The sequence below is a fragment of the Agromyces indicus genome, assembly GCF_031432295.1.
GTDB lineage: Bacteria > Actinomycetota > Actinomycetes > Actinomycetales > Microbacteriaceae > Agromyces > Agromyces indicus.
Window position 1 is genome coordinate 17,896 of the sequence record NZ_JAVKGS010000003.1, and the last position, 13,782, is coordinate 31,677.

Here is a 13,782-nt window from a genome sequence, read left to right on the forward strand (position 1 = left end):
CCGGCTCAGCCGGCGCTGGCCTCGCGCGGCTCCGCGGCCGCGGCATCCGTCGACCCCGGCTCGGAACCGGACTCGGCCAGCAGCTCGCGCACGCGCGGCACGACCTTCGTCGCGTACAGCTCGATGCTGCGCATCATGGCCTCGTGCGGCAGGGTGCCGTTGGAGTACTTGAGGTCGAACCGGTCGGCCCCGAGGACGCGCAGCGCCGCGGCGATCTTCTGCGCGACGGTCTCCGGGGAGCCGGCGTAGAGCGCGCCGTGCGGGCTCGCCTCGCTCTCGAAGTGATCGCGGGTCACGGCACCCCAGCCCCGCTCGCGGCCGATGCGGTTCATGATGACCTCGTAGTGCGGCCACAGCGTCTCGAGCGCCTCCTCGTCGGTGTCGGCGACGATGCCGGGCGAGTGGACCGCGATGGGCTGCGGCTCGTGGCCGAACTGGGCGAGGGCCTTGCGGTACAGCTCCGCCAGCGGCGCGAACCGGGCTGGGCTGCCGCCGATGATCGCGAGCACGAGCGGGAGGCCGTAGTTCGCGGCGCGCACCACCGACTCGGGGCTGCCGCCGACGCCGACCCACGTCGTGAGGCTGCCGCCCTCCACGCGCGGGTACACGAGCTGGTCGGTGAGCGAGGAGCGCAGCTTGCCCTCCCAGGTGACCGGTTCCTGCGGCAGCAGCGCGGCGAACAGGTTGAGCTTCTCCTCGAACAGGTCCTGGTACTGGCTGAGCTCGTAGCCGAACAGCGGGAAGGACTCGATGAACGAGCCACGGCCGAGGATCACCTCCGCCCGGCCACCCGAGAGGCCGTCGAGCGTCGCGAAGCGCTGGTACACCCGTACGGGGTCGTCGGAGCTCAGCACGGTGACGGCCGAGCCGAGCCGGATGCGCTCGGTCCGGCTCGCGATCGCGGCCAGCACGACCTCGGGCGCCGAGATCGCGAACTCGTGGCGGTGGTGCTCGCCCACGCCGAAGAAGTCGAGGCCGAGCCGGTCGGCGAGGACCGCCTCGTCGACGACGTTGCGCAGGACCTGGGCGTGCGTGAGCAACTCGCCATCGGGGCCGACGGTCACGTCGCCGAAGGTGTCGAGTCCGAACTGGTGGTGGCGCGTCATCCGCTGCTCCCTCGTCGAGATCGATGCATGTGCATGCACCGGGTGGAACCCCGTCGGCGTCGAGACTATTCCGCCGACCCGGACGCGGGGAATGCCCGAGGTCCCGTCGGCGTTCCCAGATTCCGACGGCCGAGTTGCGGCCGACTGCGGAGGACGACAGGCAGGAGCGAGCGGACGTGACGGACGAACGACCCGTGATCGGCATCTTCGGAGCCGGGAAGGTGGGCACGGCCCTCGCGCGCCTGCTCCTCGCCGCCGGGTACGAGGTCGTCCTCAGCGGATCGCCCCGGCAGACCGCGCTCGACCTGCTGGTCTCGGTCGTCGCACCGGGAGCGCGCGTCGCCGATCCGGCACGACTCGTCGAGGACGCCGACCTCATCATCGTCGCCGTGCCGTTCGGCAAGTCCCGCACGGTGCCCTGGGAGACCTTCGACGGCAAGGTCGTCGTCGACGCGACGAACTACTGGCCCCCGATCGACGGCACCATCCCGGCCGTCGACGAGGATCCCCGCACGACGAGCGAGATCCACGCCGCGATCAACCCCCGAGCCCGCATCGTCAAGTCGCTCAACCACCTCGGCTACCACGAGATGGAGGACGACGCGATGCCGGCCGGGTCGCCGCTCCGGCGCGCGCTCGCGGTCGTCGGCGACGACGCGGATGCGCGGGACCTCGTCGCCCGCCTCATCGACGACCTCGGCTTCGACGCCGTCGACGGCGGCCGGCTCGTCAACGGCCGGGCGCTCGAGCCCGGTCACCCCGCATTCGGCCGCGAGCTCTCCGCGAGCGAGCTCGCGGCGCTCATGGCCGACGAACGCGTGCCCGTCGGGTAGGCGTCCGACCTCCGGCCGGGTCGACCGTCGGGGCCGCGGCCGTCCGGGCCTCGGCCGCGGCATCCGGCGGGGGTACGGAGCCGTCGCGACGCTGCCGCAGGTCGACCAGCCCCACCGCGAGGGCGACGAGCAGGAGCGCGACGACCGCGCCCATGCCGAGCGCGTACGCCTCGTGGAACACGTCGATCCGCGCCTCCGCGGCGGGCGCGCGGTAGATCGTGGCGTAGAACAGCGACAGCGCCACCGCGGTGCCGATCGCCGTGCCGATGCGCTGCCCGAGCTGGCCGACCGAGCCGGCCAGGCCGCCCTGCACGACCGGCACCTCCGACAGGGCGAGTACCTGGTTCGGGGCGATGACGAAGCCGCCGCCGGCGCCGCCGATGAGCATGACCGCCGCCATGATCCACGGCGTCAGCTCGGGCGGCGTGCCGATCGCGACGAGCACGAGGATGCCGAACCCGAGCAGCAGCAGCAGGAGCCCGCCGACGACGAGCGGCCGGCCGACCCGATTGACGAGGCGTCCGCCCAGCCACGAGGTCACGGCGCTCGACAGCGCGAAGCCGATCGTCACCATGCCGGCGAACACCGGCTCGAGGCCGAGCCCCTGCTGCAGGAACAGGTTCGTGAGCAGGAACGCCGACGGCATCGCGGCGAAGTAGGCGACCGCGAGCAGCGTGCCGTTGCGGTACGACCGCAGCGAGAACAGTCCCAGCGGCACGAGGGGCGCTCGACCGGATGCCGCGTAGCGCCGTTCCCACCACAGGAACGCCACGACGGCCACGACGAAGGCCACGAGGGTCCACCACCGGGCCGGATCGTCGTCGGGCGAGCCGGTGGTGAAGAGGAACGGCCACATCAGCGAGATCACCACGGCGCCGAACAGCAGGACGCCGACCGGATCCAGCGAGATCCGCGGCCGCTCCCCCGCGTCCTTCGGGCGCCCCGGCAGCAGCCGGGCGGCGAAGGCGATCGCGGCGAGCGCGAGCGGCACGTTCATCCAGAAGATCCCGCGCCATCCGTCGACGGGACCGCCGATCGCGATGGCGAGGCCGCCGAGCGTCGGGCCGAACGCGGTCGAGATGCCGATCGTCGCGCCGAAGAGGCCGAACGCAGCGCCGCGCTCGGCGCCCTGGAACAGCTGTTGGATGAGCCCGAGCACCTGGGGCATCTGGATGCCGGCGGCGACGCCCTGCAGGAGCCGCCCGACGAGCAGCACGCCCGACGTGGGGGCGAGCGCGCAGAGGAGGCTCGTGAGGGTGAACAGCGAGAGGCCGATGAGGAACATCGCCTTGCGCGACCCCTGGTCGCCGAGGCGCCCGGCGGGCACGAGGGTGAGCCCGAACGTGAGCACGAAGCCCGACACGAGCAGCTGCAGCTCGGTCGACGACGCCCCGAGCGCCTCCTCGATGGAGGGCAGCGCGACGTTCACCTTCGTGAGGTCCATGATCGTGATCGCTGCCACGGCGACGCACACCCAGTAGGCGCGCCACCGCTTGTCGTTCCCCATGACCGGGGGGCTGCTGGCAGGCTGCGACATCCGCTCCAGCCTACGCCCGGACGCGCGAGCCTCCGCCGCGGCCTCGGGCACCGCTCGGCGGATCGTCAGGGTTGCAGGCGCTCGAGGTCCCAGCCCGCGGCATCCGCTGCCGGGTCTCGCGTGAAGACGAGGCGGTCGTGCAGGCGCGACGTGCGCCCCTGCCAGAACTCGATGCGCCACGGCCGCAGCCGGAACCCGCCCCAGCGCTCGGGACGGCGGACGTCGTCGACGCCGGCGTACTCCTCCTCGAGCGCGGCGACCCGCGCCTCGAGCTCGGCCCGCGACGCGATCGGCCGCGACTGCCGGCTGGCGGTCGCGGCGATGCGCGATCCGTAGGGCCGGCCCGCCCAGTAGGCGTCGGACTCCTCGTCGTCGGCCGGTGCGACCGCACCCGTGACGATGACCTGCCGGTGCACCGGGTACCACGGGAAGAGCAGCGTGGCCGTCGGGTGGGCGGCCAGCGCCCGGCCCTTGCGCGACTCGCGATCGGTGAAGAACACGAAGCCGCGGTCGTCGACGCCGCGCAGGAGCACCGTGCGGCTGGACGGGGTGCCGTCGGCGTCGATCGTCCCGAGCACCATGGCGTTGGGCTCGTACACCCCGCGGGCGTCGGCCTCGGCGAGCCACCGGTCGAACTGCACGATGGGGTCGGATGCCACGTGCGACTCGTCGAGCTCCTCCGCCCCGTAGTCGGTGTGCCGGTGCAGGGCGTGCTCCACGGCCCGGTCGAGGCGGTCGGGGTCGATCGCGTCGCTCATGTGCCCAGCGTACGAGCGGATGCCGCGAACGCCCCCGGGAAACACCGAGCCCCCGGTGCGGTGGCACCGGGGGCTCGGAGACGACGGATCAGGTCAGAAGTTGAAGCAGGTGAGGAACTCGAAGCTCTCGGCCGCGAAGTCGCGGTCGTTCGGAGCGCCGTCGCGCTCGACGACGTAGTACTTCACGCTGCCCTGTGCGGCGCGGAGGATCGGCGCCCAGTCGATGTCGCCCTGGCCGACGTTGCCGGGGATGCCGCGGGCGTCGCCGTTCAGGTCGCCGTCCTTGATGTGCAGCAGCTCGATGCGGTCGCCGTACTGCTCGATCAGCGACACGACGTCCACGCCGGCGTCGGCGGCCCAGAACACGTCGAGCTGGAACGTCACGTACCGCGGGTCGGTGTTCTCGACGAGGATCTGCCAGGCGCTCTTCATCTCGCCGGTCTCGGGGTCGGCGTACTGGGTGGTGAACTCGGACTGGTGGTTGTGGCCGAAGAGCTTTCCGGTGCCGTTCTTCACCGAGAGCTCGCCGAGGCGGTTCATGGTCTCGGCGGTCGCGAGCACGTTCTCGTAGGTGCCGATGCCGGGCGAGGCGAACCCGCCCGAGCCGGTGTACTTCTGACCCAGTTCCTTCGCGGCCTCGAGCGTGGTCGGGAACGTGGCCTCGGCGGTGCTGCCGTGCGAGGTCGGCGCCTTGAGCCCGTACTGCTTGAGCAGCTGGCGGAACTCGGGAGCGGTGCGGCCCTCGGCCGAGGCGCCGAACGGCTCGACGTTCTGGTAGCCGATCTCCTGCAGCTCGGCGAGGATCGGCTCGATGCCGACCTGGCGCTGCCAGCCGAAGTAGCTGAACAGCTGGATGGAGATCTTGCTGGCCGGGATGCCGCGACCGGCGCAGTCCGCGGCGGAGTTCGCGCGGTCGCTGTTCGGGGCGGCGGCGGCCGGGGCACCGGCGAACAGGCCTCCGGCGAGCAGGGCGGCGGATGCACCTGCGGCGAGCAGGCGTCGGGTGGTCTTCGGGGACGTCATCGTTCTCCTCGGTTCGCTCCGTCGGCCTCGGTGCCGGCGGCTGCGTTCGAGCGTAAGCGGAGTTTTGCCGCTCGTCGAACAAAAGTCGCGCACTTGACTTCGACTAATGCGCTTCGCTAGGGCTAACGCGCGCGAACGCGGAGACGACGAAAGCCCCGGTGCGAGCACCGGGGCTTTCAGGATGTGGACCCAGGGGGATTCGAACCCCCGACCTTCTCATTGCGAACGAGACGCGCTACCAACTGCGCCATGGGCCCGAGCCGTCAACGACTCTACCATCCTCCACGAGGTGGTGATGACCACGCTCAGACGGCCGTGCGCCGCCGGCGGAGCACCAGGTCGAGGTCGGAGATGCCCGGCTCGGCGGCATCGATGATGCCCATCCGCGCGTACGGGCTCGACGCGTCGGGGCCGCCGTTCACGGCCACCGGCGAGCGCTCCTCGGCCGGCTCGGCGTCCGTTGCGGGGGCAGCGGATGCCGCAGCCGGGCGCAGCACGGGAACCTGCGGCTCGAGGCGTTCGGCCCGCTCCGCGAGCTCGGCCTCGGCGGCGGCCCGCTTGAGCTGCTCGGCTTCGGCGATCGACGCCATCGCCGACGCGGCGATCGTCCCGCGCGACAGGTGCAGCGGCTTGGGGAGCGGCTGCGGCGTCCAGCCCTCGCCGGGTTCGCGCTCGACCTCGTCCTCGCCGGTCTCGATGGGTTCGAACGGCTGCGCCTCCGGACGGACGATCGGTGCCGCCACGACCGCGACCGGCGCCGGCCGGACCCGGGCGAGGACCACGAGCCCGGTCAGCGCGATCGCGACGCCCCCGGCACCGCCCAGCGCGATGAGCGGCGTGCCGCCGAACGGCAGCGCGACGAGCCCGACGAGCGCCGTCAGGAGGGACGTGAGCAGGACGAGCGAGCAGGCGGCGCGCCGGCGACGCAGGCCGCGGCGGGTGAGCCCGGCGGCGCGCAGCGTGGTCGAGGCGCCGGTCGCGGCATCCGCTGCACGGGCCGCCTCGGCCCGCGCCCGGGCCGCGCGTTCGGCGAGCTCGCGTTCTGCGGCGGCCGCAGCCTCCTCGGCAGCGATGCGCTCGGCGATCGCGAGGTTCTCGGCCGCCTGGGCCTCGAGCCGCGCGGCGAGCTCGTGCTCGTGGAGGATGCGCTCCTGCGCCGCGACGTCACGGGCGGTCATGCCGACGCGCACCTCGCCGGGCGTCTCGGCCGTTTCGGCGAGGATGCGCAGCGTCTGCTGCAGGCGGACCGCGTTGCGCTCGGTCGCGAGGTACTGGCGGCGGCGCAGCCAGCTCGGAAGCAGGTACGCGACCCACAGCGTCGCGGCCACCGCCACGAGAACGCCGCCACCGATCGCATCCATGCGTCAACGCTAGGTCACAGCGGGGTCACGAACCCGATCGGCGCGGGCGTGTCAGCGATCCCCCACCCGAAGGGGGGTCGCCGCAGCCTCCCGGTCGGCCGCCGGGACCACCGCCGCGGCCGACGGTGCCCGCCCCTCGCGCCAGCGCCGGAGCACGCCCTCGGGCACCTCCTCCGCGACGAGCGCGAACGAGAAGTGGTCGCGCCAGTCCCCGTCGATGTGGATGAAGCGCCGGCGCAGCCCCTCGTACCGGAACCCCAGCTTCTCGACGACGCGGAGCGAGGGCCCGTTCTCGGGGCGGATGCAGATCTCGACGCGGTGCAGCCGCATGGCGCGGAAGCAGTAGTCGGTGGCGAGCGCGACGGCCGTGGGCGTGATGCCGCGCCCCGCCATCGACTTCGCGACCCAGTACCCGATCGACGCCGACGACAACGAGCCGTGCGTGATCGACGAGACGTTCAGCTGCCCCACGAGCTCGCCCTCCCACTCGAGCACGAACGGCAGCGCCGTCCCGGCCCGGGCATGCGCGGTGAGGTTCCGGATGCTCGCGCGGGTGTCGATGACCGAGCCGCCGCCCGGGTACGTCGCCTCCCACCGGCGGAGCCAGCCGCGGTTCTCGAGGAGCACGCGCTCGAGCGGTCGCGCATCGCGCGCCCGGATGGGCCGTAACGTCAACGACCCGTCGACGAGGGTCGGCACGGATGCCGCGGGCACCGTCAGTCCTGGTCGAACCCGGCGGCGAACTGCGCGAGCCACGGCCGGAGCTCGGGCCCGAGGTCGTCGCGATCGGCGGCGAGCTGGATGACGGCCTTGATGTAGTCGAGCTTGTCGCCCGTGTCGTACCGGCGGCCCCGGAACACGACGCCGTACACGCCGCCCGTGTGCTCCACGTCGCCGGCCATCTCCATGAGGGCGTCGGTGAGCTGGATCTCGCCGCCCTTGCCGGGCTCGGTGCGCTTGAGCACCTCGAAGATCTCCGGCTTCAGCACGTAGCGGCCGATCACGGCGTAGTTCGACGGCGCCACCTCCTTCGCCGGCTTCTCGACGAGGCCCGTCACCCGGACCACGTCGGGGTCGTCGGTCTCCTCGACCTCGGCCGCGCCGTAGAGGTGGATGCTGTCGGGGTCGACCTCGAGCAGGGCGACGATGCACGCGTCGCGCGCCACCTGCTCGTCGAGCATGCGCGTGAGCAGCACGTCGCGCTCGTCGATGATGTCGTCGCCGAGCAGCACCGCGAAGGGCTCGTCGCCGACGTGCATGTGGGCGCGGAGCACGGCGTGGCCGAGGCCGCGCGGGTCGCCCTGGCGCACGTAGTGCATGTCGGCCAGGTCGGTGGACTCGTTCACCTTCTCGAGCTTCACGGTGTCGCCCTTGGCCTCGAGGGTCGCCTCGAGCTCGGCGACGCGGTCGAAGTGGTTCTCGAGGGCGTTCTTGTTGCGCCCGGTGACCATCAGGACGTCGGTGAGCCCCGCACGGACCGCCTCTTCGACCACGTACTGGATCGCGGGCTTGTCGACGACCGGCAGCATCTCCTTCGGCATGGCCTTCGTCGCGGGCAGGAAGCGCGTTCCCAGGCCGGCTGCGGGGATGACGGCCTTCGTGATCCGTTGAGTCATGGCCATCAGCGTAGCCGCAGGGCGGCGCCCGGCGAGGACCGGAGCATCCTAGGATGGCTGCCATGCCCGACGATCCGACCGTTGTGAAGCGGATCCTCCGCGCCGAGCTGCGCGAACGGCGGCAGAACATGCCCGCGCACGAACGGGAGCTCGCGACCGAGGGATTCACCGCGCGGCTGCAGGAGCTCGTCGGGTCGACCGGCGCCGAATCGTTCTCCTGCTACCTCTCGATGCCCACCGAGCCGAACACGCGCCCGTTCGTGAACTGGGCCGAGGCCAACGGCCTGCGCGTCCTGTTCCCGGTGACCCGCGAGGACGGCCTGCTCGATTGGACCGTGGGCGAGGAGGAGACCGAGGTCGCCGGACTCCACGGCATGCCCGAGCCCGAGGGCGAGCTGCTCGGGCCGATGGCCATCAACGACGTCGACCTCATCCTCGTTCCGGCGGCCGCGGTGGATGCCACGGGCACCCGGCTTGGCTGGGGACGCGGCTACTTCGACAAGACGCTCGGATCGATGGGAAAATGTCCTCCGGTGTACGCCATCGTCTTCGACGGCGAGTTCGTCGAGGAGGTGCCCCGCGAGGTGCACGACCAGCCGGTGGACGGCGTCGTGACGCCCACGAGGATCGTCGCGTTCTGACGGCGACGACGTACCCCTGCACCCACCGACGGATCCACGGAGACCGAACATGCCCACCTATTCGTACCGCTGCACCGGATGCGACGACGCCTTCGACGTCCAGCAGTCCTTCACCGACGACAGCCTGACCGAGTGCCCCGCGTGCGGCGGCCGGCTGCGCAAGCTGTTCGGCACGGTCGGCGTGACGTTCAACGGCTCCGGGTTCTACCGGACGGACTCGCGGGCGGGCGCCGGCTCCGGGCCGTCGGGCTCCGACTTGTCGGGCTCCGGCTCGTCCGGCTCCGGCTCGTCCGGCGGAAGCTCGTCCTCGACGCCGTCCGGCGCCGCGTCGTCGGCCGCGTAGCGGGCGGCATCCGCTGATCGACCGAATGGACCACGCAGGGAAGGGGACCGCGCGCGTGCTCAAGGGATTCAAGGAGTTCATCCTCCGGGGCAACGTCATCGACCTGGCCGTCGCCGTCGTCATCGGCGCGGCGTTCACGGCCGTCGTGAACTCGATCGTCGAGAACGTGTTCAACCCCCTGGTCGGCGCCGTCTTCCGCGCCGACAGCCTCGACAACGCGCTCGTGCTGACCATCCCGCTCCCGGGCGAGGATGCAGAGATCCGGTTCGGCGCCGTCCTCGGGGCCGTCCTGACGTTCCTCATCGTCGCGGCCGTCGTCTACTTCGTGTTCGTCATGCCCATGAACCTGCTCAAGCAGCGCGCGGACGCCCGCCGGCAGACCGGCACCGAGAAGCCCGAGGATCCGGAGACCGAGCTCACCGTCCTCGCGCAGATCCGCGACCTGCTCGCCGCGGAGCGCAGCCCCGGCCCCGGCACCGGCTCGCACCGCGGGGAGTAGCCGCCGCGTCGTCGCCACCCGGGCGCTCGCCGTCACCAGTGCGGCGGGCGCTCGCGCGTGATGCGCTCGTCGTCGGGCGCGGCCCGGCGCGCGCTGCCGCGTTCGGCTTCGTCGTGCGCCCCGGGCGTCGCCGTCTCCGGCGCGGGATCGCTGCCGGGCGCCGGGGTGAGGCGGGCCCGCCGCGCCCCGCGGGCGCGGACGACGCGCTGACGCGGGCTCGCGGCATCCGCCGGGTCGCCCGCTGCCGGACGGTCGTCGCCGCGCCCGCTCGCGTCGCCCGTGCCCATCAGCTCGCCGCGGCCTCCGCCGGCTCGGCCTGCGCCTTCCCGAGCACCGCGGCGACCCGCTCGGCCACCGACTCGGGGTCGCCGAACAGCTCGAAGCTGTGCACGCGCAGGTAGTGCCACCCGAGTCGGCGCAGCACGTCGGGCCGCAGTCGCAGCGACTCGCGGAGGCTCTGTCCGGCAAGGGCCGGATCGGTCTCGACCACCACTGCGCGGCCGGCGTGCGCCGCCGCGAGCGACAGCGTGCCGCGATGTCCGACGCTCACCCGGATGCCGCGCCGTTCGAGCCGCGTCGCGAGGTCGACGAGCATGGGGTCGCCGCGACCGCGGTCGCGCAGGCCGTCCTTCTGCTCCTCGGTGTGCGAGAGCACGCTCGCGAGGGCCACCACGCCGTGCCGCTGCCGGCCGTCGTCGATGTCCTCGGGCCTGAACGCCGACACGATGTCCATCGATCGCCGGGCACGGGTCATCGCGACCGCGAGCAGGCGCTCTCCCCCGGGCTCGCCCAGCGAGCCGAAGTTCGACAGCAACCGGCCGTGCGGGGTGCGCCCGTACCCGATCGAGAAGATGACCCGGTCGCGGCTCTGCGCGACGGCCTGCTCGAGCGTGAGCACCGTGAACGGCTCCGCTCGGTCGCGCAGGATGAAGTCCGACAGGTCGGTGCGCTTCGCGAACGCGGCGAGGACCGACTGGTGCACGCGGGCGGCGTGGCGGGCGCTCGCCGTGATCACCATGAGCGACTCGCGGGGCCGCTTCACCGCGTGCTCCATGACGAGCTCGACGACCTTGCCCACCTCGGCGTCGAGGCTCTCGACCGTGCCCGTCACGGGATCCGGCAGGCCGTTGCCCCGCACGTAGTGCAGGCCGAGGCTGCCGTGGCCGAGGAAGCTCCCCGCCCAGGGCATCGACACGATGCGTCCTCCGTAGAAGCGCCGGTTGACGAGCTCGGCCAGGTCTTCGCCGCCCGCCCGGTAGCTGCGCGTGAGCGTCAGCGTGGGCAGGAGGTCGGCGAGCCGGGCGAGCGCCGAGTCCGCGTGGAGGGCGTCGACGTCGTCGGCATGCGCCGCGCCGTCGGGTTCGCTGCGGATGGCCGTCTCGAAGCGGGTCGGCGTCTGCGTCACGGGGTCGCCGAACGCGACGACCTGCTTCGCGCGTCGGATGGCGCCGAGGTTCTCGGCGATCGTCGTCGCGCCCGCGTCGACGAGGATGACCGTGTCGAAGGGGATGGCGTCGTCGATCGCGGGCACCTCGTACGGCGAGGACAACCACACGGGCGCGAGCGCGCGGAACAGGTGCGGCGCCTCGCGGTGCAGGCGGTCGGGCCGGACCCGGTCGCCCCGCAGCATCCGCCGGAGTCGCTCGGCCTCGTCGGGATGGTCGACGAGCGCGACCCGCCAGGCCTCGGACAGGCGCCACGCGAGGAGTGGTCCGGCGGCCGACGCGTGCGCGTCGTCGACGAGCCGGAAGTCGGCCTCGAGGCGATCGAGCACCGTCGTGTTCGCGCCGAGCAGCGCACGGTCCGAGCCGAGCATCGTCTCCAGGACCGACTGCCACCAGGCGAGGTCGAGCTCGGATGCCACGAGGTGCTCGGGCACGTGCCGACGGGCCAGGTCGACGAGGAGCGGATCGAGGCCGAGGTCGCGCAGGCGTTGCAGGAGGGCCGTGCGCTCCTGGAGGTTGTGCAGCACCTCCGACTCGGCGGCGAGGCCGACGAGCGTGGCCTCGAGGTCGCGGAGCGGCCGGGCCGCGAGGCGGCGCGGCGTGCCGTCGAGCCCGAGCGGCACGTCGAGCGCCTGCAGGTCGGACGCGACCGTGTGGAACGCCACGTGCACGTCGTCGAGGCCGACGGGGACGCTGGGCACGGCGCCCGCCTCGGAGTACCGGTGCCACAGCGTGCGCTGCTGCTGGATGCCGCGGAGCGCCGCGTTGAGGTCGCCGACGTGCACCCCGGGGCGCACGTACTCGAGCGCGAGTCGCTTCAGGCGCCGGCGGTTCGTTCCCGACATGCCGGTCTCGCGCCGGGGCGCGGTCGCCGCGATGAGCTCGCCGAGCGGACGGTCGTACACGGCCGGGAGGAACTTGTCGAGCGTGTCGCGCACGTCGTGCAGCAGCCGGAGGAACACGCCGAGCTCGGCCACGGATTCGAACTGCCGCAGCCGCGTCTGCCCGATGAGCTGCCGGGCCCGCTCGAGCAGTCGCGGCACGTCGGCGCTGCTCAGGCGCTTCGCGAGCTCGTGGGCGGCCGACGCCTCCTCGGAGGTCTCGAACGAGGCGCCGTACCACGGCGAGTCCCCGGGGCCGTAGCGGAACTCGCCGAGCGTGGCGGCCCGCACGAGGTCGGCCGCGGCAGCCTCCCGTCCCTTCGCGAGCGCGACGAGCGAGTCCCGATCCAGCCGCGAGGTGGTGTCGGGCGGCGTGGGCAGCGCGGCGAGTCCGGCCAGCGCGGTGAGGGCGTCGAGCACCGAGACGCCGAGCTCGGGATCGGTCCGCGTGAGGGCGTGACGGTAGTCGAGGAGCACGCGGCGCAGCCGCACGAGCGCGTCGTCGACGTCCGCGATCCGCGGCTGCTCGGCCTTCTCGTTGCGCGAGATCGACTGGATGAGGTCGCGGCGCAGGCCCGAGGTGGTCACGGCGAGCCCGCCGAGCCCGACCTGTCCGAGGCGGTGCGCGATGCCGTCGAGGCTCGCGCGGCGGGCGCCCACGACGAGGACGCGCCGGTCGTTGGAGACGAGCGCGCCGATCGCGTTGACGATGGTCTGCGTGCCGCCCGTGCCGGGCAGCGTCTTGACCACGAGCGAGGCGCCCTGCTCGATCCGCGCGATGACCTGCTCCTGCTCGGCGTCGGCGTCCAGCAGGAGCCGGTCGGTCGAGGGCGGGCGCTCGTCCTGCGGGACGATGCGCGGCGGATCGAGGGGCCGGGCGACCTCGGTGCGGGCCGAGGGATTGCCGGCGATCGCATCGATGACCGGGTGCTCGAGCCGCGCGGCATCCGCCCCCATGGCCGGGCCGACCTCGGCGAACGAGGAGACGACGAGGCGCGGGGCGACGTGGAAGTGCGGGAGGTGGGAGGTGAGGCCGCGCAGCCGGTCGATGACGGGCTGGGGCTTGAAGACGCCGTTGGTGATCGCGAGCGCGACGAACGCGTCGGCGTCGAGCGTGATCTGGAACCGGTCGTGGAGCTCGCGCGCGAGGGCCGGGTTCAGGAACGGCTGGCCCTTGAGCTTCAGCTCGAAGTCGCGACCGTACCGACGGATGGCGAGGGGCCGGAGCAGCACGGGCGCGAGGAAGTCCTCGCCCTGGTCGTGCCACGAGGCGAGGCCGATCGCGAGGTGCACCGATTCGATGCCGCGCACCGACCGGAGCTCGATGCCCTTCTGCGTGATCTCGGCGGCGGCGAGCCGGGCGTTGCGGAGGGCGAGCTCGTCGCGGATCAGGCTCGACAGCAGCGTGGAGTTGCCCGTGATGAACTGCGGCAGGCCGCCCGGGTGCGTCGTCGAGAGCTCGATGCGCGTGCGCGCCGAGTCGTCGAAGTGGATGAGCGGCGACCGGCCGCCGAGTTCGCGCAGTTCCGCATGCCAGCGACGCCAGCTGGGCTCCGCGATGTTCGACGCGGTCACGCCGGGCTCGCCGACGGACACCGCGTGGGGCGCCGCGGGGTCGCGATGGAAGGCCGAGGGCCCCGGCGAGCCGGGGGCGGCGTCCTCGGCCTCGTCCTCGAGGAACCCGTCCCCGCTGTCGTTCCGATCGAGCCGTTGCACACCGACACCATACGGCCCGGTTG

At 72.8% G+C, this 13,782-nt stretch carries 13 protein-coding genes and 1 tRNA gene; 4 read left to right on the forward strand and 10 right to left on the reverse strand.

Annotated features, from left to right (window positions below; genetic code table 11):
- Positions 1 to 5: 5 nt before the first annotated feature.
- Positions 6 to 1,106 carry an LLM class flavin-dependent oxidoreductase gene (locus RH861_RS09805; RefSeq protein ID WP_310520841.1) on the reverse strand — a complete coding sequence of 367 codons (1,101 nt, stop codon included), beginning with the start codon at positions 1,104 to 1,106 and terminating at the stop codon, positions 6 to 8.
- A gap of 176 nt (positions 1,107 to 1,282) precedes the next feature.
- Here RH861_RS09805 and RH861_RS09810 point away from each other — a divergent pair, with 176 nt between their 5' ends.
- Positions 1,283 to 1,939, forward strand: a complete 657-nt coding sequence (locus RH861_RS09810; protein WP_310520842.1) for an NADPH-dependent F420 reductase — start codon at positions 1,283 to 1,285, stop codon at positions 1,937 to 1,939.
- Here the strand turns inward: RH861_RS09810 and RH861_RS09815 are convergent.
- The 7 genes from RH861_RS09815 to galU all read right to left on the reverse strand — a co-directional run bounded on the left by RH861_RS09815 (position 1,908) and on the right by galU (position 8,234).
- Entirely contained in the window at positions 1,908 to 3,476 is a 1,569-nt protein-coding gene (locus RH861_RS09815) for an MFS transporter (protein ID WP_310520843.1), read from the reverse strand. The two genes, RH861_RS09810 and RH861_RS09815, sit on opposite strands and share 32 nt — an antisense overlap.
- 65 nt (positions 3,477 to 3,541) lie before the next feature.
- A complete protein-coding gene (gene pdxH, locus RH861_RS09820) occupies positions 3,542 to 4,234 on the reverse strand; it encodes a pyridoxamine 5'-phosphate oxidase (RefSeq protein ID WP_310520844.1) in 693 nt (230 codons plus the stop codon).
- Between the two features lie 93 nt (positions 4,235 to 4,327).
- Complete coding sequence (locus tag RH861_RS09825) at positions 4,328 to 5,257, reverse strand: sugar phosphate isomerase/epimerase family protein (protein ID WP_310520845.1); 930 nt, start codon at positions 5,255 to 5,257, stop codon at positions 4,328 to 4,330.
- Positions 5,258 to 5,441: 184 nt separating this feature from the next.
- Positions 5,442 to 5,514: transfer RNA gene (locus RH861_RS09830), tRNA-Ala, on the reverse strand.
- A gap of 48 nt (positions 5,515 to 5,562) precedes the next feature.
- Complete coding sequence (locus RH861_RS09835; RefSeq protein ID WP_310520846.1) at positions 5,563 to 6,618, reverse strand: hypothetical protein; 1,056 nt, start codon at positions 6,616 to 6,618, stop codon at positions 5,563 to 5,565.
- 51 nt (positions 6,619 to 6,669) lie between these two features.
- Positions 6,670 to 7,338, reverse strand: a complete 669-nt coding sequence (locus RH861_RS09840; RefSeq protein WP_310521374.1) for a GNAT family N-acetyltransferase — start codon at positions 7,336 to 7,338, stop codon at positions 6,670 to 6,672.
- Positions 7,335 to 8,234: a UTP--glucose-1-phosphate uridylyltransferase GalU gene (gene galU / locus RH861_RS09845; RefSeq protein ID WP_310520847.1), complete on the reverse strand. Its 900-nt coding sequence runs from the start codon at positions 8,232 to 8,234 to the stop codon at positions 7,335 to 7,337. The genes RH861_RS09840 and galU overlap by 4 nt, the downstream gene beginning before the upstream one ends.
- A 62-nt stretch (positions 8,235 to 8,296) precedes the next feature.
- Between galU and RH861_RS09850 the strand changes: the two genes are divergently transcribed.
- The 3 genes from RH861_RS09850 to mscL are packed head-to-tail and all read left to right on the forward strand — an operon-like array spanning position 8,297 to position 9,717.
- Positions 8,297 to 8,875 (forward strand): 5-formyltetrahydrofolate cyclo-ligase, encoded by a 579-nt coding sequence (locus tag RH861_RS09850; RefSeq protein ID WP_310520848.1) that lies wholly within the window; start codon positions 8,297 to 8,299, stop codon positions 8,873 to 8,875.
- Positions 8,876 to 8,924: 49 nt separating this feature from the next.
- Positions 8,925 to 9,218 (forward strand): FmdB family zinc ribbon protein, encoded by a 294-nt coding sequence (locus RH861_RS09855; RefSeq protein WP_310520849.1) that lies wholly within the window; start codon positions 8,925 to 8,927, stop codon positions 9,216 to 9,218.
- A gap of 25 nt (positions 9,219 to 9,243) precedes the next feature.
- Complete coding sequence (gene mscL, locus RH861_RS09860; protein ID WP_374760971.1) at positions 9,244 to 9,717, forward strand: large conductance mechanosensitive channel protein MscL; 474 nt, start codon at positions 9,244 to 9,246, stop codon at positions 9,715 to 9,717.
- Positions 9,718 to 9,749: 32 nt separating this feature from the next.
- Here the strand turns inward: mscL and RH861_RS09865 are convergent, their stop codons facing one another.
- Complete coding sequence (locus RH861_RS09865) at positions 9,750 to 10,004, reverse strand: hypothetical protein (protein ID WP_310520850.1); 255 nt, start codon at positions 10,002 to 10,004, stop codon at positions 9,750 to 9,752.
- Complete coding sequence (locus RH861_RS09870; protein WP_374760972.1) at positions 10,004 to 13,759, reverse strand: AAA family ATPase; 3,756 nt, start codon at positions 13,757 to 13,759, stop codon at positions 10,004 to 10,006. The genes RH861_RS09865 and RH861_RS09870 overlap by 1 nt, the downstream gene beginning before the upstream one ends.
- Positions 13,760 to 13,782: the final 23 nt, after the last annotated feature.